This window comes from Salinivibrio sp. MA607 (genome assembly GCF_001996245.1).
Taxonomy (GTDB): Bacteria; Pseudomonadota; Gammaproteobacteria; order Enterobacterales; family Vibrionaceae; genus Salinivibrio; species Salinivibrio costicola.
Map to the genome: position 1 here is coordinate 49,514 of NZ_MUFJ01000029.1, position 17,613 is coordinate 67,126.

Below are 17,613 nucleotides of genomic sequence, written 5' to 3' on the forward strand. Positions count from 1 at the left end.
TTCTCGACACTTTGATAAAAATAATAATTGTGAGACCGCTTGTATTTTGGTTACTCTGGAGACACTAAGCATCACGGATATAAACCAGAATGGAGCAACTGACACTTTCCCCCATCTCTCATGTTAATGGTCAAATTAACCTACCTGGCTCGAAAAGCGTGWCTAATCGCGCCTTGCTGCTTGCCGCGTTAGCGTCAGGCACCACACGATTGACCAACCTACTCGATAGTGATGACATTCGGCATATGCTTAATGCATTTACCGCGTTAGGTGTGTCGTATCAACTGTCTTCGGATCGCACCGAATGTGTGGTAGAAGGGCTGGGACAAGCTTTTCAGGTCGACACCCCGCTTGAGCTATTTTTGGGCAATGCCGGCACAGCGATGCGGCCTTTAACTGCGGCACTGTGCCTGGGTAAAGGCGAGGTGACCTTGACTGGCGAACCAAGAATGAAAGAACGCCCGATTGGTCACTTGGTCGACGCGCTCAATGCGATCGGCGCCGATGTCCGTTATCTCGAGGCCGAAGGTTACCCGCCATTGCGCATCAAAGGCACAGGGTTAGCTGGCGGTGATGTCAACATCGATGGCAGTATCTCCAGCCAATTTCTGACCGCGCTGCTGATGGCTGCTCCGTTTGCGCGCCAAGAAACGCGTATTACTATCAAAGGCGATTTGGTCTCTAAGCCTTACATTGATATTACCCTTGCTATCATGGCGCAATTTGGCGTCGAGGTGCAAAACGACAACTATCAGCGCTTTGTCGTGCCGGCTGGTCAGCACTATCGCTCGCCTGGACATTTTATGGTTGAAGGCGATGCATCGTCTGCCTCTTATTTTCTTGCGGCCGCGGCAATCAAAGGCGGTGAAGTTAAGGTCACAGGCATTGGACGGAAAAGTGTGCAAGGTGATATCCAGTTTGCCGATGCGCTAGCCGCAATGGGCGCGGACATAGAGTGGGGCGACGATTACGTGTTAGCGCGCCGCAATACGCTACAAGGCGTGGATATGGATTTTAACCATATTCCCGATGCCGCGATGACCATTGGTGTTGCGGCGTTATTCGCAAACGGACCGACGCGCATTCGTAACGTGTATAATTGGCGAGTCAAAGAAACCGATCGACTTTATGCCATGGCAACGGAGTTGAAAAAACTCGGCGCCGTGGTCGAAGAAGGTGACGATTATCTGTATGTTGAGCCACCTAAGCAACTTAAGCATGCGGCAATCGACACGTATGACGATCATCGCATGGCGATGTGTTTTTCGCTGGTGGCACTCAGTGATACGCCCGTTACCATCAATGACCCGGGTTGCACCTCAAAAACCTTTCCTGATTACTTCGACAAGCTAGCGGCGATCAGCGCTGACTGATGATAAAGCGTGAGGGTTTTTTATTGCTGCTGATATTGAGTCAGCAGCAATGATTTCCTTGTCCATTTCTTCTATAATGTGCACCGAATTATACAACCGCCCGTTTTCGTTAAAGCGTGATGCAAGCAAAGCCTGATGCGACTAACAAGCATCATGTGACTAACAAGCATGATGCGACAAAACGGGCGCGTTGAGCGATCGAGACCAACGTGGAGAGATTTATGCCGATACAGGCGCCTGTCATTACAGTAGATGGACCAAGCGGTGCAGGAAAAGGAACCCTATGTATGCGACTGGCTGAAAAGCTCGGTTGGCACCTGCTCGACTCAGGAGCTATCTATCGGGTACTGGCTCTCGCAGCGATTCATCATGACGTTGATACCGAATCTGAAGAAGCACTGGTGCCACTGGCCGCCAACTTAGACGTGCAGTTTTTGGCCGAAGGAGACTTGGTGAAAGTGATCCTGGAAGGCGAAGATGTGTCCGGGACCTTGCGGACCGAGCAGGTAGGCAACCAAGCCTCAAAAGTGGCTGCGTTACCCCGGGTTCGTGAAGCATTATTACGCCGCCAGCGCGCCTTTGTTGGTGAGCCGGGGTTGATTGCTGACGGACGTGATATGGGAACGGTCGTGTTCCCGAAAGCGGCGGCTAAAATCTTTTTGGATGCCAGTGCAGAAGAACGCGCGCGTCGCCGTCAGCACCAGTTGCAAGGTAAAGGGGTTAATGTTACCTTTGAGCAACTTTTAAGTGAAATTCAAGAGCGTGATGATCGCGATCGCAACCGAGCGGTGGCACCATTGCGCCCTGCGTCTGACGCCTTAGAGCTAGATTCTACCTCGTTATCGATTGACGAGGTGATCGAGCAGGCGTTAGCGTTTATTGAAAGCAAATTATCGGCTGCATAAGCAGTCTATAACCGTTAGCTGCAAGGATGATAGCTGACATATTTTACAACCCCATGCGGTAGGATACCCGTGGACGTTTATCAAATTGAAGATTTTAAATATAATGACTGAATCTTTTGCTCAACTCTTTGAAGAGTCTCTAAAAGAAATCGAAACTCGCCCAGGTTCTATTGTTAAGGGTACTGTTGTTGCTATCGAGAACGGTTTCGTTCTGGTTGACGCAGGCCTGAAATCTGAATCGTCCATTCCGGCTGACCAATTCAAGAACGCTGCTGGCGAACTTGAAATTGAAGTAGGCGGTGAAGTCGATGTAGCCCTGGACGCAGTGGAAGATGGTTTCGGTGAAACTCAGCTTTCTCGTGAGAAAGCTAAGCGTCACGAAGCTTGGATCCAGCTAGAAAAAGCGTACGAAGAAGCTGAAACCGTTAACGGTGTTATTAACGGTAAAGTGAAAGGTGGTTTCACCGTAGAACTGAACGGCATCCGTGCGTTCCTACCGGGTTCACTGGTTGACGTTCGTCCAGTACGTGACACTTCTCACCTGGAAGGCAAAGAGCTCGAGTTCAAAGTAATCAAGCTTGACCAGAAGCGCAACAACGTTGTTGTTTCTCGTCGTGCGGTTATCGAGTCAGAAAACAGCGTTGAGCGTGACGAGCTGCTAGCTTCTCTGCAAGAAGGCATGGAAGTTAAAGGTATCGTTAAGAACCTGACTGACTACGGTGCGTTCGTTGATCTGGGCGGCGTTGATGGCCTGCTTCACATCACTGATATGGCGTGGAAGCGCGTTAAGCACCCATCAGAAATCGTTAATGTTGGTGACGAAATCAACGTTAAAGTTCTGAAGTTTGATCGTGAGCGTACTCGTGTATCACTTGGTCTGAAACAACTGGGTGAAGATCCATGGGTAGCCATTGCTAACCGTTACCCAGAAGGTCACAAGCTGACTGGTCGTGTAACTAACCTAACTGACTACGGCTGCTTCGTTGAAATCGAAGAAGGCGTTGAAGGTTTGGTACACGTGTCTGAAATGGACTGGACCAACAAAAACATCCACCCATCTAAAGTGGTTAACGTGGGTGACGAAGTTGAAGTTATGGTTCTGGACATCGACGAAGAGCGTCGTCGTATCAGCCTAGGTCTGAAACAGTGTAAAGCCAACCCATGGCAGCAATTCGCTGAAACTCAGAACAAAGGCGACCGCGTTACTGGTAAGATCAAGTCAATCACTGACTTCGGTATCTTCATCGGTCTAGACGGCGGCATCGACGGTCTGGTTCACTTGTCTGACATTTCTTGGAACGCAACAGGCGAAGAAGCCGTTCGCGAATACAAGAAAGGCGACGAGATCTCAGCAGTGGTTCTTCAGGTTGACGCAGAGCGTGAGCGCATCTCACTCGGCATCAAGCAGATGGAAGAAGACCCATTCAACAACTACCTGGCAGCCAACAAAAAAGGTGCTATCGTTAATGGTACGGTAACTGCTGTTGACGCGAAAGGCGCAACGGTTGAGCTAGCAGAAGGTGTTGAAGGTTATCTGCGTGCTTCTGAAGCATCGCGTGACCGTGTTGAAGACGCGACGCAAGTGCTTTCAGTTGGCGACAGTGTTGAAGCGAAGTTCACCGGTGTTGACCGTAAGAACCGCGTTCTTAACCTGTCTGTCCGTCTGAAAGACGAAGCTGACGAGCAAGAAGCAGTAGCGAGCCTGAACAAAACCGAAGAAGGTTCTATCGGCAACGCTATGGCTGACGCGTTTAAAGCAGCGAAAAGCGAATAATGTATACGTTGAGGGGGAAATTTTCCCCCTCTGCACTTATACTGTTGAGAAACATACTAAAGCGGGGTGTTTATGACCAAATCTGAGTTGATTGAAAGACTCTGTAGTCAACAAACCCATCTATCTGCGAAGCAGGTAGAGGATGCCATCAAGGAAATCCTTGAGCATATGGCAAGCACACTAGAAAGCGGTGATCGTATCGAAATCCGTGGTTTTGGTAGTTTCTCACTACATTATCGCGCGCCTCGTGTGGGGCGTAATCCTAAAACAGGCGAAAAGGTCGAGTTAGACGGCAAGTACGTCCCTCACTTTAAACCTGGTAAGGAACTTCGTGATCGCGTTAACATTTATGGTTAATCGATAGACGCTGAAAAAAACGGCATGCTGCAAGTATGCCGTTTTTTTATGTCCGCTGATCATAGCTTGCGTGACGAATTTCCTGCATAATCATACCTCCTGTGTAAGATCTTATACCTACGACGACACGTTGTTATTCGGATTAACCTTAGCCTGAATAAAGCGTAAGCTAGGGGAAGGGTAACGACGACGTTTGGTATTGAAATCAAGCGTCAATGTTCACAATGGCAGGTGCCTCGCACTTTGTCTATCTACCATAACTGATCGGGCATTCGGCCTTTCGCAATGAGGGAATACTTGTGAAAATACTCGGCATTCTGTTTCTGGTATTATGCTTTTTGATCGCCTTGGCGCTAGGAGCGCAAAACCAAGCTGTGGTCAATTTTAACTATTTAATCGCTCAGGGTGAGTTTCGTTTATCCGTCATCTTGGGTATTGTCTTTGTCATCGGGTTTGGCATTGGCTGGCTCGTTTGCGGCGCACTATATCTCAAAGCCCGAATGACGGCTCGAGGACTACGTAAACAGGTGGAAAAGCAACGCAAAGAACTTGATAAGTTGCGTACGGACCCGCTTAAGGAACAATAATTCATGCTAGAGCTGTTGTTTCTGTTACTCCCGATTGCCGCCGGTTACGGCTGGTACATGGGTAACAGGAATGCTCGTCATCGACGGCAAGAACAGTCCCATCATTTGTCTCGCCAATATGTGGCGGGGCTCAATTTGCTGCTGTCTGAGCAATCAGATAAAGCGGTCGACTTATTTATCGAGCTTTTGCAGGTCGATAACGAAACCATTGATACTCACCTGGCGTTGGGCAACCTTTTTCGCTCTCGGGGTGAAGTCGACCGGGCAATCCGAATTCATCAAAACCTAATCGCTCGGCCCAATCTCACCTTAGATCAGCGCAACCTCGCGATGCAGCAGCTCGCTAAAGATTATATGGTTGCCGGCTTTTTTGATCGCGCCGAGAAAATCTTTGCAGAGCTGGTTGATGAGCCCGATTATCGCGAATTTGCCCTGCAGCAATTACTTGCTATTTCGCAACAAACGCGAGAATGGGAGCAAGCAATCGATACCGCAGCGAAGCTGGTCAAAATGGGCAAACATAAGCTGCGTAAAGATATCGCACATTTCCACTGTGAGCTTGCGATGCAGCAACTCGCTGAGGGTGATGAGCACAAGGCACGGCAATTGTTACGTCGTGCTTTGTCTTACGATAAAAGCTGTGTCCGAGCGAGCTTAAAATTGGCAAGACTCGACATTCAGCATGAAGATTACAAAGGGGCGCTCAAACAGCTCGAGAACATCTTAGAGCAGGATGCTGATTTTGTCAGTGAAGCGCTACCTTTGCTTGCAGAAAGCTATCGCGCCTTGGGACGAGAGATGCAGTTGGTGCGTTTTTTAAAAGAATGTATTGAAAAGAATGCAGGCGTCAGCGCCGAGCTAATGCTCTCTGAAGTGATTGGCAGCAACGAGAATATCGCTATGGCGCAGAGTTTTCTTACGCGCCAACTTACGCGTAATCCGACCATGCGCGGCTTTTATAAGTTAATGGAATACCATGTTGAGCAAGCCGAGGAAGGGCGAGCAAAAGCAAGCTTGAACACCTTAAAAGGCTTGGTCGCTGAACAAATGAAAGTGAAGCCTCATTACCGATGTCGTAAATGTGGTTTTTCCACGCATGCGCTTTATTGGCAATGCCCATCTTGCAAAAGCTGGGGCGCTATCAAGCCAATTCGAGGGCTTGATGGGGAGTAATGGCGATGCTTAGGCATCGCCGTTTTTTTATCGGTTAGTGCGGCATTATGCCGTTTATAAGCATTCAACGAGGAACGAGGAAACAACATGCACGACCCAAAAGTCATCGTGGCACTTGATTATGCAGATATGAACCAAGCGTTAGCCTTTGCGGATAAAATCGAGCCAGGTTCATGCCGTTTAAAAGTGGGCAAGGAAATGTTTACCTTGTTTGGCCCAGCGCTTGTCAAACAGCTTCATGCAGGCGGACACGACGTCTTTCTCGACCTCAAGTTTCATGATATCCCCAATACCTGTGCCCGTGCTGTAGCGGCTGCGGCAGAGCTAGGCGTGTGGATGGTCAATGTGCATGCATCAGGAGGCGAGCGCATGATGAGTGCAGCACGCGAGGCGCTTGAACCATATGGAGGCAACCGCCCATTGCTTATCGGTGTCACCGTGTTGACCAGCATGACGGATGCGGATTTACGCCAAATTGGGGTACAACGCTCACCACAAGCGCAGGTGCAGCATCTTGCCAAGCTGACGCAACAGTCGGGTTTGGATGGTGTGGTGTGTTCAGCACAAGAAGCCAGTTTGCTTAAAGCGCAGTGTGGTGACACCTTTAAGTTGGTGACTCCAGGGATCCGTCCGGCTGGCAGTGCCGCAGGCGATCAGCGCCGAATTATGACGCCAGAAGAAGCGGTAAATGCAGGTTCGAATTACCTTGTCATTGGTCGACCTGTCACCCAAGCTGCCGATCCAGCCGCTGTGTTACATACGATTAATCAATCCCTACGCACTTGATGTGCCAGCTATCTAAGTCTTACTAGAGAAGGCACTAACAGATAACGCACTAACAGATAAAGCACCAACAGAGAAAGCATTCAAAGAGAAAGCACTAACAGAGAAGCATCAAGCAAGGAAAGCATGAGCGGCGGACAGAGCCGGCCGCTCATGCTTGTATTACGGTCGTGCACCTGAGGATTTGCGAGAGCGCCTGTCTAATACCGGAGCGGTAAAGTGGCTATCGATAAGCCTTTGGGTGAGGCTATGCTGTGGGTTAGCAAACAGTGAGGCGGTATCGCCCGATTCAACCACTTCGCCTTTTTGCATCACCATCAACTTATCCGTCACATGTTTAATCACGCCCATGTGTTGCGACACATAAACATAAGATAACCCCATTTCTTCTTGTAGCTCGAGCAGCAGGTTGATGATCTGCGATCGCATTGACATATCCAAGCCATTTAATGCCTCATCGGCAACAATCACACTGGGTTGCAAAATTAACGCCCTTGCAAGCGAAACACGTTGCTTTTGACCGGTAGCAAGCATTTGCGGATAAAAATAAGCGTGTTCCGGGATTAGCCCGACCCGTAATAAGGTGTCTTTAATCCGTTTCCCACGCTCTTGGGGTGTCATATTGGTATTTCGACGCAAAGGCCCTTCCAATATTTGTCCAATTTGGTTGCGTGGGTTCAGCGAGGTATTCGGGTCTTGAAAGATCATCCGTATGAGCTTGCAGCGTGTTTGATAATCTTTATAGCGGAGCGGATCGCCATTAACGCGGATTTGTCCCGCGGTCGGTTCAATCACGCCAGCAATCATTCGTGCTAAGGTTGACTTACCTGAGCCATTTTCCCCGACAAATGCAATTGTCTCGCCGACATCCAATGAAAAGGACACCGGCTTCACCGCATGGGTGACGCGCTTTTTTAGCCAACCAGACCGGTGATGATAGTCTTTCGATAGCCCATCAATTTCAAGAAGAGCGGCCATGCTTGTTCTCCATGTTGAGCGGGAAATGACAGGCAAATTTATGGTTTTTCACTTTCTCGGTTCGCGGTACTTCTACGCATTTACGCTGCGCATAAGGGCAGCGCGGGCCAAGTCGGCAACCAATAGGTAAATGTTGTAATGGCGGTATTGAGCCAGGCAGAGTTTCTAGTTTGCTTTTATGCGGGATCTCGCGGCTAAAATCCGGCATGGTCCGTAATAATGCGTCTGTATATGGATGATGGGGCGTGGTGAGTATTTGCTCTCGGTTTCCCGACTCCACAGACTGGCCACAATACATCACGGTAATTCTATCCGCCCAACGCGTAACCAAAGTCAGATCATGACTAATCAACAAAATGGTCGTGTTCGACAGCTGATTGGTGCGGCTGAGCAGTCGGAAAATTTGTGCTTGCGTGATGGGATCCAAATCATTGGTTGGTTCATCGGCAATTAATAATCGAGGGCGGTTAGCGATCGCCATTGCAATCATCACCTTTTGACATTCGCCATCGGTGAGCTCGTAAGGATAGCTGTCCATCACCCGCCGATGATCTTTTATCCCAACCTTATGGAGTAGGGCGATGGAATGCTGTTTACGCCAGTTTAAACGCTGCCACCAACTGCCAGAAAACGACGCGGGAGGAATCGCTTCTTCAAGCTGATGGCCCACCACTTCAGAGGGGYCAAGACAGGTCGATGGCTCTTGAAAGATCATCGCAATAYCTTTACCCACTACGTGGCGGCGCTCTCTGGCTGGTAGCTCCAGTAAATCAATATTGCCCAGCCTCAAACGGTCGGCGCTGACATGCCATTGATCTTTGGTCACACCGCAAATGGCCTTAGCGACCAAGCTTTTGCCTGAGCCCGATTCTCCTACCAGGCCACGAATTTCACCGTCATTAATGGTCAGGCTCATTCTATCAACCGCTTTCACCATCCCTTGAGGCGTTTCAATTTCGATGGTTAGGTGTCGAATATCTAATAACGGCATTATTCAGTTCCTGCGTTGATGGCTTGGCTGACGCCCTCACCGACAAGGTTAACAACCAATACGCTAAACGCAATGGCTATGCCGGGCAGAGTCACTGTCCAGGGGGCGGTAAAAATARGCTCAATGGAATCACCGAGCATAGCGCCCCATTCGGGGGCTGGGGGTTGAGCCCCTAATCCCAGAAAACCCRGCGCGGCAACATCCAAGATCGCGACCGAGATTGCACGGGTTACTTCAGTACTCAATACGGTGACAATATTCGGCAAAATAGAATGGTGTAACAGATAGATATTATTCGCGCCATCCAAGCGTGCGGCGATGATGTAATCTTTCTCTATTTCATCGTGGACCGCGGTATACACCGCACGAATAATTCGAGGGATCAGTGACAACCAAATCGCGAGCAATATCTGGGTTTCACCGACACCGAGAAAGGCGACCACAATGATCGCCAATAGCAGCGAAGGGATGGAAAGAATGCTGTCAAGAATGTGGTTTAACACACTGGACTTCAGGCCCTTGGTCATGCCTGCCAGCACACCAATAGCGATGCCGACCAACGACGCGGTTAATGCCGTTATCAGCGCCAATCCAAAGGTTAAGCGAGAGCCGGCAATTAAGCGCGATAGCATGTCGCGGCTCAAATCATCTGTGCCGAGAAAAAACTCAATCTGCCCAGACTGCACCCAAGAGGGCGGCATCAAAAGCTGACCCGTTTGATGTTGCGGGCTCCAAGGGGCGAGCAAGGGTGCAAAGAGGGTCACTAAGAGAAGCCCGGCTAGACACCAAAACCCAATCACAGCTAACTTATTGCGGCGAAAGGCAGTCCAAGTCCGCTCAAACTGAGTGGGAATATGCTGTTCAACGTAGACACTATTTGAGGGCATACCATTTCTTCCTTACCAGCGGATTCATAAACGCCCCTAGCACATCGGAGACAATATTAATCAATAAGACAAACCCACCAATCGCAAGTACGCCCGCCTGTACAGAGGTATAGTCTTTGACAAGGAGCGCATCGAGTAACCAACGCCCAATGCCTGGCCAGTTAAATACAGATTCGACAATAATCACAAAGGTCACCATGGTGGAAACCAATAATCCAAAATTGGGAATAATAGGCGGAATCGCGTTTTTCATTCCATGCCGAAGCACAATCTCGGTTTTCGATAGCCCTTTAGTGGCCGCGGCTTTAATGTAATTCTGACTCATCACATAGGCCATTGAGTTTCTGACCATCTTAATAATTTCAGTTGTCGGAACCACGGCAAGCGTCAGTGTCGGGAGAGCAAGATGACGCATAATATCGGTCGCGACTTTTCCCTGGAGCGGTAAATCCGAGAGCCATAAATCGACTAACGCAAACCCAGAAATATGCGGAATCTCATACAAAAGGTTGTAGCGGCCTGATACGGGGAACCATTGTAAGTCGAGTGAGAACACCATAATCAGTAAGATGGCTAACCAGAATGTCGGAATCGAAAATACCACGACGGCGAGGGATGAAATCACTTTATCAGTGGGGCCTTGGCTACGCAGCCCAGCGAGCGTGCCGAGCGGTACGCCGACCATCACGCTAATGACCAGCGCGGAAATACAGAGCTCTAAAGTCGCCGGTGCGACATGGGCAAGAATATTGACCACTGGCTCCCCGTTAGCCGCAAGCCCTAGGTTTCCATCAATGAGTTGGCGTAGATAATAAACCCACCCTAACCAATAGTCATATTGGTGCCATCCTGAATCAGGCGACAATAAAATGATGTTATAAGCGACCAAGGTGAGGATCACCAAGGTAATCAAAAATAAGTTGAAGCGTCGTAAGGTATAAATCAGCATGGTTTAGCGCTCCCGTGACACATCAGCAAAACTGTCTGCCCCAAAGGGTGTCATCGTGAGCCCGGTTAAATGTGCATCACGGACTTGGTGTTGAATACCATGGGCAAGTGGCACCACCGGCATCCGACGGTCAAGAATGGTTTGTGCGTCCTGGTATAAGGTTTTGCGCATGGCCATATTGTCTGTCGCAATTGCCTCATTTAAGGTTTGATCGAAAAAGCGGTTACACCAATTGGCGATATTCCACCCCGTGAACTTGGCATTGCAAGTCAGTAATGGGCGTAAAAAAGCATCAGGATCCCCATTATCGGCCACCCAACCGGTAAGCACCATACCGTGACTGTCATCGCCTTCCCGAATCGATGCGCGGTTAACGGTTTTTTCTGGAATGATATTTACGTCTATGCCAATTTCTCCCAGATCGGCCTGGATCAGTTCGGCGGTTTTACGCGGACTTGGATTAAACGCCGTGGGCTTTAATGGCACCGTTAAATCAACACTGAACCCATGGCGATACCCGGCTTTGGCGAGCAGGGCCGCTGCGAGCTTGGGATCATGTTGGCTTTGCTGATTAGGGTCATACGCCCAGGACATCGGTGGCAACAAGCTGGTGGCAGGCGTGCCTGTGCCATAATACACCGAGCTTAGTAAGGCGCCGCGATTAATCGCCAGATTGATCGCCTGACGAACCGCCACCTGCGAAAGCGCTGGATGGCGGGTGTTGAGCGCAATAAACGCCACGTTCATCCCCGTTTGAGATGATAAACGAAAGCGCGGATCATTCACCACGACGGGTAACTGACTGGCAACGGGAGAGGCGAGCACATCACATTCACCCGTCAGCATTTTTGCCAAGGTGCCCGTTCCTCGGGTTGAAATATCAAAGACCACCTGCTCCATCGGGGCGGGACCTTGCCAATATTGCCAGTGGCGGCGCAGACGAATTAATTCACGAGGCTGATATTCAGCCATAGCAAACGGGCCGGTGCCAACCGGGTAGGCGTCGATCTTTTCCGGTGTACCGGCGGCTAATAATTGGTTGGCATATTCTTTTGAAAGAATCACCGAAAATTTGGTGGCCAGTGTAGAAAGAAACGACACATCGGGTCGCGAGAGGGTAAATTGCACACGATAGGTATCGGTCGCTTTGACACTCGAGACTAAACTTGAAAAATCCATGCTATCGAACCATGGATATTGGCCGCCAGAAATGCGATGAAAAGGGTGACGGGGGTTAATCAAGCGCCGAAAAGAGAAAACAACGTCCTCAGCATTGAGGTAACGAGACGGCGTAAAGGTCACGCTGCGATGAAAAGCCACACCACGACGGAGTACAAAGGTATAGGTTTTACCGTCATCACTGACCTCCCAACTTTTCGCGAGCATGGGCTCGGGTTGGTAGGTGTCAGGGTTCAGCTGAAGCAGGCGATCGTACAGCTGGCTCGATAAGGTGTCTGCGGTCAGGCCGCCATCGGTCAACTGAGGGTTAAATGTGTTCGGTTGGCCTGGGCCACAAAACACAAAACCACGGTTGTCGGCCGCACGTTGATCGTTAGCCGCATCACAACCTGCGAGAAGCAGACCGCTCACGCCCAGGATCAAAAACTGGAAAAAAACGCGCATAAACCAAGTAAAATCAGCTATCAAAATGAATCCCGTAATCTACCACCGAAACGGTCTTACCACCAAGTAAAGTAGGGGTTATCTTGCGTTTCTGTGTCCGTGAGTTGTCCCTGTGCCGATAAAGGTTGAGCAACCACAAGATTAGTTATCTTGTCCCACGTTATGCTTGCGCAACAGCCCCCTGAATTGATGGTAGCTTAGGCCGAGTAACTGCGCGGCCTTCCTCTGATGATAGTTGGCTTGCGACAACGCCGCTGTGACCAAATCGCGTTCTTGTGTGGTTTGCCACTCACGCAGATCAAGAGGAAAGGCTGGAAATGAACCTTTGACCGCTGAAGGAGCATGTGTGGATTGCTGAGGCTGCCAAGGCGGTGAAAATGGGTCAAGACAAATCGTATTGATGGGTGTGGTGGCATCATTATGGCGCGAAAGCGCCCGCTCAACTGCATTTTTCAGCTCTCGCACATTACCTGGCCAGGAGTGTGTTAGCAATTGTGCTTGGGCCGGTTGCGAAAAGCCCGCAAATAATGGATAACCGAGCTCAACCGCCATTTTCATGGCAAAGTGCTCGGCCATGATCAAGATATCCTGCTGGCGCTCGCGAAGCGGGGGAAGATGGATAACGTCGAAGGCGAGCCGGTCCAGCAGATCAGGACGAAATTGGTTGTCTTGCGCAAGCGCGGGTAGATCTTCATTGGTGGCGCACACCAGCCGAACATCTGCGCGCAAAGGCGTGGTGCCGCCAACACGTTCATATTCGCCATACTCAATCACACGGAGTAACTTTTCCTGAACGCCCTGAGGCGCGGTAGCAATCTCGTCCAAGAATAGAGTTCCGCCCTCAGCGCGCTCAAATCGGCCCGCATGTCGGCCTTTGGCACTGGTAAAAGCACCGGCCTCATGGCCAAAGAGCTCAGAATCGATCAGCCCCTCGCTTAGCGCCGCACAATTCAAGCTCACAAGCGGTTGTGACCAACGGGTTGAGAGGTAATGAAGACGCTGCGCGATTAACTCTTTCCCGGTGCCGCGCTCACCCATAATCAGAACCGGACGGTTGAGCGGGGCCAGCCGACTAACATGGTCTAACACGGCTAAAAAACGGTCTGACTCCCCCAGTAAGTTATCTTGTTCTCGCATGGCGATTTTTACCAAATAGTGGTTTTATTCATCATGAACGGTTTAGAAGGCCGACGCAACTGCTTTTAACCGATTGAAAAATAGTGCATAAAAAGTTGGCATACCGTTTGAATAAGTGTGAGTAGGTTTAAACAAACTTGAACAAATAGAAGGAGTCAATGATGGGAATCTTTTCTCGTTTTGCAGATATCGTCAATGCCAACGTCAATGCCTTGCTCGATAAGGCGGAAGATCCACAAAAAATGATCCGTTTGATCATTCAAGAAATGGAAGACACCTTGGTAGAGGTGCGGACATCATCAGCGAAAGCGCTGGCAGATAAAAAAGAAGTCGCGCGTAAGATTGAAAACATCGAACGCCAAATTCAAGACTGGCAGGAAAAAGCCTCGCTAGCGCTGCAAAAAGATCGTGAAGATCTCGCGCGCGCTGCATTGATCGAAAAACAGAAAGCGCATGACGTGAAAGTCGCACTCGATGAAGAGCTGAGTTTAATTGCGGAAAGCGTTGAAAAACTGAGTGGTGAAATTGCAGCGCTTGAGACCAAGCTGAGCGAAACGCGGGCACGTCAGCAATCGCTGAGCATTCGCCGTGAGACTGCGGGCAATCGTCGTGATGTACGTCGTCACCTCGGCAGTGGTCGTGCGGACGAAGCAATGGCGAAATTTGAACAATACGAGCGCCGTATTGACGAACTCGAAGCGGAAGCCGACAGTTATCAAGTTGGCAAAGGCAAAGGACTAGACGACGAGTTCGCGGATCTTCAAGCCCAAGACGAAATTGAGAAAGAGTTGGCGTCTTTAAAAGCCAAAATGAAAGATAATCAATCATAACCAATACGACGAGGAGCGGACATGTCATCACTATTTCTTGGCTTTCCACTGGCGATATTTTTACTGTTCGTCGCCCCGCTATGGCTGTTGCTGCATTACCGCAGTAAACGCCAAGTTGAGCAGGGCTTAAGTGGGCAAGATTACGAAACGTTACAGCAGCTGGCTCAGCGCGCTGAAAAACTGCAAGCCCGTGTGGATAACTTAGAGCGCTTGCTTGATGCTGAAGCGCCACAATGGAGGCAACGCGCATGAGGGGAACCTTATATCGAGATCCAGACAACGGCCGCATTGCCGGTGTGTGCGCCGGCCTTGCCAACCACTTTGGGATGGAAACCTGGTTAGTGCGGATCCTGACGGTCTCCGCGTTTTTGCTCGGCTTCGGTTTTTTTGTGGTGGTGGCCTACATCGCCGCCGTGCTGATCTTAGATAAAAAACCGGCGCAAGAACACGAAACGGTTGAGCCGGCTCAAGCGGCGCCAGCGCATCAGGTGAAACAAAAGCCATGGCAGTCGGGCAAGTCAGCCAGCCAACTGATCCGTGATCTCAACGGCGAGTTCACGCAAATGGAAGACAAGATCACCCAGATGGAAGCCTATGTGACATCATCAGCGTTTAACGTTGATCAAGCGTTTAAAAAGCTATAATCCGCCTCAACTTATCAGAACACGCATTTAACCATGCACAGCGGCTGCCTGTCGTAGGCAGCTTGGCTGATCAAGGAGCCATAAAAACTTATGCCATCAGTGAAAAGGCGCGTAAAGCAGTGGGCCAGCCGAGGCGCTGACCGTCATGTTCGTCTTGCGGTTACTGGCCTCTCGCGTGCGGGAAAAACGGCCTTTATTACCTCACTCATTAACCAGCTGACGCATTTGGGGACCGAGCCTAATTTGCCGTTAATGCAACTGGTGCAGCAGGGACGTGGATTAGGGGCGCGTCGAGAGCCACATCCACATATGCACTTGCCCGCGTTTGATTACGACTCTGCCATGCAGGCGCTACATAGTACTCCGCCGGTGTGGCCGTCACCCACGCGTGATGTCAGTGAAGTACGCCTAGCCGTGCGGTATCGCCCCCAGTCTGCCGCACTGAGAGCTATTAACGACATGGCGACCTTGTACGTTGATATTATTGACTATCCCGGAGAGTGGCTGCTCGATTTACCCTTGTTGAGTCAAACCTACTCGCAATGGTCGGCTAAACAGTCGGGATTATTGACCGGGCGTCGTGGCGAGCTTGCTGGCACGTGGACAACCAAAGCCGCGGCGCTCGACCCGTTTGCACCTGCAGATGAAAAAAAGCTGGCTGAGATTGCTGCCGACTACACGGCCTTTTTACACCAGTGTAAAGCACATGGCGGGCTGCATTGGGTGCAACCTGGCCGGTTTGTGCTTCCTGGGGAACTGGCTGGTGCACCTGTGGTGCAGTTCTTTCCTTGGGTTGGCTCGGACAATGAACAGGATTTGGCCAAAGCAGGGAAAGACTCCAACTATGGGGTACTCAAAGCGCGCTACGACTATTACTGTGAACATGTGGTTGCCCATTTCTACCGCGAACACTTTGCCAAAATTGATCGCCAAGTCATCTTGGTCGACACCTTACAACCGTTGAACGCTGGGCCCGCTGCGTTTCACGATATGCGCCTCGCCGTTGAGCAGCTCATGCAAAGCTTTAAATACGGCAAGTCAGGGTTACTCAAACGGCTGTTTTCGCCCCGTATCGATAAAGTGTTGTTTGCCGCCACCAAAGCCGATCATGTGACCCCCGAGCAACATCCAAACTTGGTGAGCCTATTGCAACAAATTGTTCATCAAGCGTGGCAACAGGCGGCGTTTGAAGGCATTGATATGCGCTGTCAAAGTGTCGCCGCGATTGAAGCAACCACACCGGGCTATGTCTCGGTAAAAGGCAGCACCCAAAGCGCGTTAAAAGGCCATTTGGCCGATAACAGCCCAGTGACGTTATACCCGGGAGAGGTACCGGCTCAGTTACCGGAAGATGCCTTCTGGCAGGATCAAGGGTTTGACTTCCCGTCGTTTCGTCCGCAACCCGCGCCACTCGATGCCCCCTTGCCACATATCCGCATGGATAAAGCCTTGGATTATTTGCTTGGCGACAAATTTCGATAAATGAGGTAGTCATGACCCAATACAAGCCAAAACAAACCTTTGCACAGGATGCCGAGATAGACCAGACGGCATTAGATAGCCGGATACAACAAGGCACCACGTTTGAATCGGACCATGATTTTACGCCGGCGGCGAGTGCTGAATGGGAAGCCTCACTTGATGCAACGCTCGCCCCCTCGTCACGCAAGCGACGCCGAGTGTGGCCATTTCTTATGTTGGCAACCATGCTACTGGCATTGTGGCAATCCGCTGACAGTGTGTATCAAAGCTGGCTAGCGCAAGATTGGCTTAGCCTTGGTTGGCAAGGTTTGTTGATCGCCATCGCCACGACTGGATTGGTGATGCTGGGTAAAGAATGGCGCGCGATGCGTCGTTTGCTGCAACGCGATGCTGTCCGCCAACAGGCTGAGCAACTGCTGGCCAGTGATGCGGTCGGGCAGGGCGAACACTTTTGTCGTCAGTTAGCGGAGCAAACCGGACAAGTACAACGTCCAGCTTTTACACAGTGGCAGCAAGCGATCACGGCAACCCATAACGACAGCGAAATTTTAGGCCTTTATGAGCAACAGGTACTCAGCGCTCAAGATAAGGCAGCGCGCGCCTTGGTGACGAAACACTCGCAAGAGGCGGCCTTAATGGTGGCCGTTAGCCCATTGGCGGCCGCCGATATGTTACTGGTTGCGTGGCGAAATTTTCATTTAATGACCAAGATTGCCAACGTGTATGGCATTCAACTTGGAGTCAAAGCCCGATTGAGTTTACTTAAAATGGTTCTCACCAACATGGCGCTTGCCGGCGCGAGTGAGGCCATGACCGATGTTGGCTTTGATGTCCTTTCAGTGAACCTCGCTGGACGTGTTTCTGGCCGCGTCGCCCAAGGGTTGGGGATTGGTTTGCTCACGGCTCGCCTTGGATTAAAAACCATGACCCTGATGCGGCCACTGCCTTGGCATGGGCAAGCGGCCCCGAGCTTGTCACAGTTGCGGCGCGAGCTGGTAAAACGGCTAATGGGTAAAAGCCCAACCCCCGGCGAATCACCCCACTGACGCGAATGCGTGTAGCACGCGTGGTGACACGTTCTTGGTGGCGCCCTTGGTGACGCTCTTGGTAACATGCTCTTAGTAACAGGCTCTTGGTGAC

Annotated in this window: 17 protein-coding genes and 1 pseudogene; 12 read left to right on the plus strand and 6 right to left on the minus strand. The window is 50.5% G+C overall.

What is annotated here, in order from left to right; genetic code table 11:
* Nucleotides 1-89 precede the first annotated feature (89 nt).
* From aroA to pyrF, 7 genes are all read left to right on the plus strand, one after another.
* The gene (gene aroA / locus BZG81_RS12815) at nt 90-1,373 is read left to right on the plus strand and encodes a 3-phosphoshikimate 1-carboxyvinyltransferase (RefSeq protein WP_077677564.1); all 1,284 of its coding nucleotides are present in this window, start codon (nt 90-92) and stop codon (nt 1,371-1,373) included.
* 221 nt (nt 1,374-1,594) lie between these two features.
* Entirely contained in the window at nt 1,595-2,278 is a 684-nt protein-coding gene (gene cmk / locus BZG81_RS12820) for a (d)CMP kinase (protein WP_077460208.1), read from the plus strand.
* A gap of 103 nt (nt 2,279-2,381) precedes the next feature.
* Nucleotides 2,382-4,052, plus strand: a complete 1,671-nt coding sequence (gene rpsA, locus BZG81_RS12825; protein WP_021022391.1) for a 30S ribosomal protein S1 — start codon at nt 2,382-2,384, stop codon at nt 4,050-4,052.
* Between the two features lie 72 nt (nt 4,053-4,124).
* Nucleotides 4,125-4,409, plus strand: coding sequence for an integration host factor subunit beta (gene ihfB / locus BZG81_RS12830; RefSeq protein ID WP_021022390.1), 285 nt, complete (start codon nt 4,125-4,127; stop codon nt 4,407-4,409).
* A 299-nt stretch (nt 4,410-4,708) separates the two neighbouring features.
* On the plus strand, nt 4,709-4,996 hold the full coding sequence (locus BZG81_RS12835) for a LapA family protein (RefSeq protein ID WP_021022389.1): 288 nt from the start codon (nt 4,709-4,711) through the stop codon (nt 4,994-4,996).
* Nucleotides 4,997-4,999: 3 nt separating this feature from the next.
* Nucleotides 5,000-6,169 carry a lipopolysaccharide assembly protein LapB gene (gene lapB, locus BZG81_RS12840; RefSeq protein WP_021022388.1) on the plus strand — a complete coding sequence of 390 codons (1,170 nt, stop codon included), beginning with the start codon at nt 5,000-5,002 and terminating at the stop codon, nt 6,167-6,169.
* 87 nt (nt 6,170-6,256) lie between these two features.
* Nucleotides 6,257-6,955: an orotidine-5'-phosphate decarboxylase gene (gene pyrF / locus BZG81_RS12845; RefSeq protein WP_077460211.1), complete on the plus strand. Its 699-nt coding sequence runs from the start codon at nt 6,257-6,259 to the stop codon at nt 6,953-6,955.
* A gap of 159 nt (nt 6,956-7,114) precedes the next feature.
* Here pyrF and BZG81_RS12850 read toward each other — a convergent pair.
* The 6 genes and pseudogenes from BZG81_RS12850 to pspF all read right to left on the minus strand — a co-directional run.
* Nucleotides 7,115-7,816, minus strand: a pseudogene (locus BZG81_RS12850) (peptide ABC transporter ATP-binding protein); the annotation flags it as partial.
* A gap of 97 nt (nt 7,817-7,913) precedes the next feature.
* Complete coding sequence (locus BZG81_RS12855; RefSeq protein ID WP_077677565.1) at nt 7,914-8,921, minus strand: peptide ABC transporter ATP-binding protein; 1,008 nt, start codon at nt 8,919-8,921, stop codon at nt 7,914-7,916.
* Nucleotides 8,921-9,808: a putrescine export ABC transporter permease SapC gene (gene sapC, locus BZG81_RS12860; RefSeq protein ID WP_077677566.1), complete on the minus strand. Its 888-nt coding sequence runs from the start codon at nt 9,806-9,808 to the stop codon at nt 8,921-8,923. The genes BZG81_RS12855 and sapC overlap by 1 nt, the downstream gene beginning before the upstream one ends.
* Nucleotides 9,795-10,757 (minus strand): ABC transporter permease, encoded by a 963-nt coding sequence (locus BZG81_RS12865; RefSeq protein ID WP_021022383.1) that lies wholly within the window; start codon nt 10,755-10,757, stop codon nt 9,795-9,797. Before BZG81_RS12865 ends, sapC begins: the two co-directional genes overlap by 14 nt.
* Before the next feature lie 3 nt (nt 10,758-10,760).
* Nucleotides 10,761-12,380: an ABC transporter substrate-binding protein SapA gene (sapA, locus tag BZG81_RS12870; RefSeq protein ID WP_077677567.1), complete on the minus strand. Its 1,620-nt coding sequence runs from the start codon at nt 12,378-12,380 to the stop codon at nt 10,761-10,763.
* A gap of 141 nt (nt 12,381-12,521) precedes the next feature.
* Nucleotides 12,522-13,517 (minus strand): phage shock protein operon transcriptional activator, encoded by a 996-nt coding sequence (gene pspF, locus BZG81_RS12875; protein WP_077677568.1) that lies wholly within the window; start codon nt 13,515-13,517, stop codon nt 12,522-12,524.
* Nucleotides 13,518-13,678: 161 nt separating this feature from the next.
* On the opposite strand from pspF, the gene pspA reads away from it, so the two are divergent.
* The 5 genes from pspA (at nt 13,679) to BZG81_RS12900 (ending at nt 17,519) form a co-directional block, all read left to right on the plus strand.
* On the plus strand, nt 13,679-14,347 hold the full coding sequence (pspA, locus tag BZG81_RS12880) for a phage shock protein PspA (RefSeq protein ID WP_021022380.1): 669 nt from the start codon (nt 13,679-13,681) through the stop codon (nt 14,345-14,347).
* Nucleotides 14,348-14,368: 21 nt separating this feature from the next.
* Complete coding sequence (pspB, locus tag BZG81_RS12885) at nt 14,369-14,599, plus strand: envelope stress response membrane protein PspB (RefSeq protein WP_021022379.1); 231 nt, start codon at nt 14,369-14,371, stop codon at nt 14,597-14,599.
* Entirely contained in the window at nt 14,596-14,991 is a 396-nt protein-coding gene (pspC, locus tag BZG81_RS12890; RefSeq protein ID WP_021022378.1) for an envelope stress response membrane protein PspC, read from the plus strand. Before pspB ends, pspC begins: the two co-directional genes overlap by 4 nt.
* 90 nt (nt 14,992-15,081) lie before the next feature.
* The gene (locus BZG81_RS12895) at nt 15,082-16,473 is read left to right on the plus strand and encodes a YcjX family protein (RefSeq protein ID WP_077669755.1); all 1,392 of its coding nucleotides are present in this window, start codon (nt 15,082-15,084) and stop codon (nt 16,471-16,473) included.
* 11 nt (nt 16,474-16,484) lie between these two features.
* Nucleotides 16,485-17,519: a YcjF family protein gene (locus BZG81_RS12900; protein ID WP_021022376.1), complete on the plus strand. Its 1,035-nt coding sequence runs from the start codon at nt 16,485-16,487 to the stop codon at nt 17,517-17,519.
* Nucleotides 17,520-17,613: the final 94 nt, after the last annotated feature.

Coding starts and splice junctions, on each gene's coding strand:
- BZG81_RS12895 (WP_077669755.1), top strand. CDS start 15,082: ATGCCATCAGTGAAAAGGCGCGTAAAGCAGTGGGCCAGCCGAGGCGCT.
- sapA (WP_077677567.1), bottom strand. CDS start 12,380: ATGCGCGTTTTTTTCCAGTTTTTGATCCTGGGCGTGAGCGGTCTGCTT.
- pspB (WP_021022379.1), top strand. CDS start 14,369: ATGTCATCACTATTTCTTGGCTTTCCACTGGCGATATTTTTACTGTTC.
- pspF (WP_077677568.1), bottom strand. CDS start 13,517: ATGCGAGAACAAGATAACTTACTGGGGGAGTCAGACCGTTTTTTAGCC.
- pspA (WP_021022380.1), top strand. CDS start 13,679: ATGGGAATCTTTTCTCGTTTTGCAGATATCGTCAATGCCAACGTCAAT.
- BZG81_RS12865 (WP_021022383.1), bottom strand. CDS start 10,757: ATGCTGATTTATACCTTACGACGCTTCAACTTATTTTTGATTACCTTG.
- pspC (WP_021022378.1), top strand. CDS start 14,596: ATGAGGGGAACCTTATATCGAGATCCAGACAACGGCCGCATTGCCGGT.
- ihfB (WP_021022390.1), top strand. CDS start 4,125: ATGACCAAATCTGAGTTGATTGAAAGACTCTGTAGTCAACAAACCCAT.
- pyrF (WP_077460211.1), top strand. CDS start 6,257: ATGCACGACCCAAAAGTCATCGTGGCACTTGATTATGCAGATATGAAC.
- BZG81_RS12900 (WP_021022376.1), top strand. CDS start 16,485: ATGACCCAATACAAGCCAAAACAAACCTTTGCACAGGATGCCGAGATA.
- rpsA (WP_021022391.1), top strand. CDS start 2,382: ATGACTGAATCTTTTGCTCAACTCTTTGAAGAGTCTCTAAAAGAAATC.
- cmk (WP_077460208.1), top strand. CDS start 1,595: ATGCCGATACAGGCGCCTGTCATTACAGTAGATGGACCAAGCGGTGCA.
- lapB (WP_021022388.1), top strand. CDS start 5,000: ATGCTAGAGCTGTTGTTTCTGTTACTCCCGATTGCCGCCGGTTACGGC.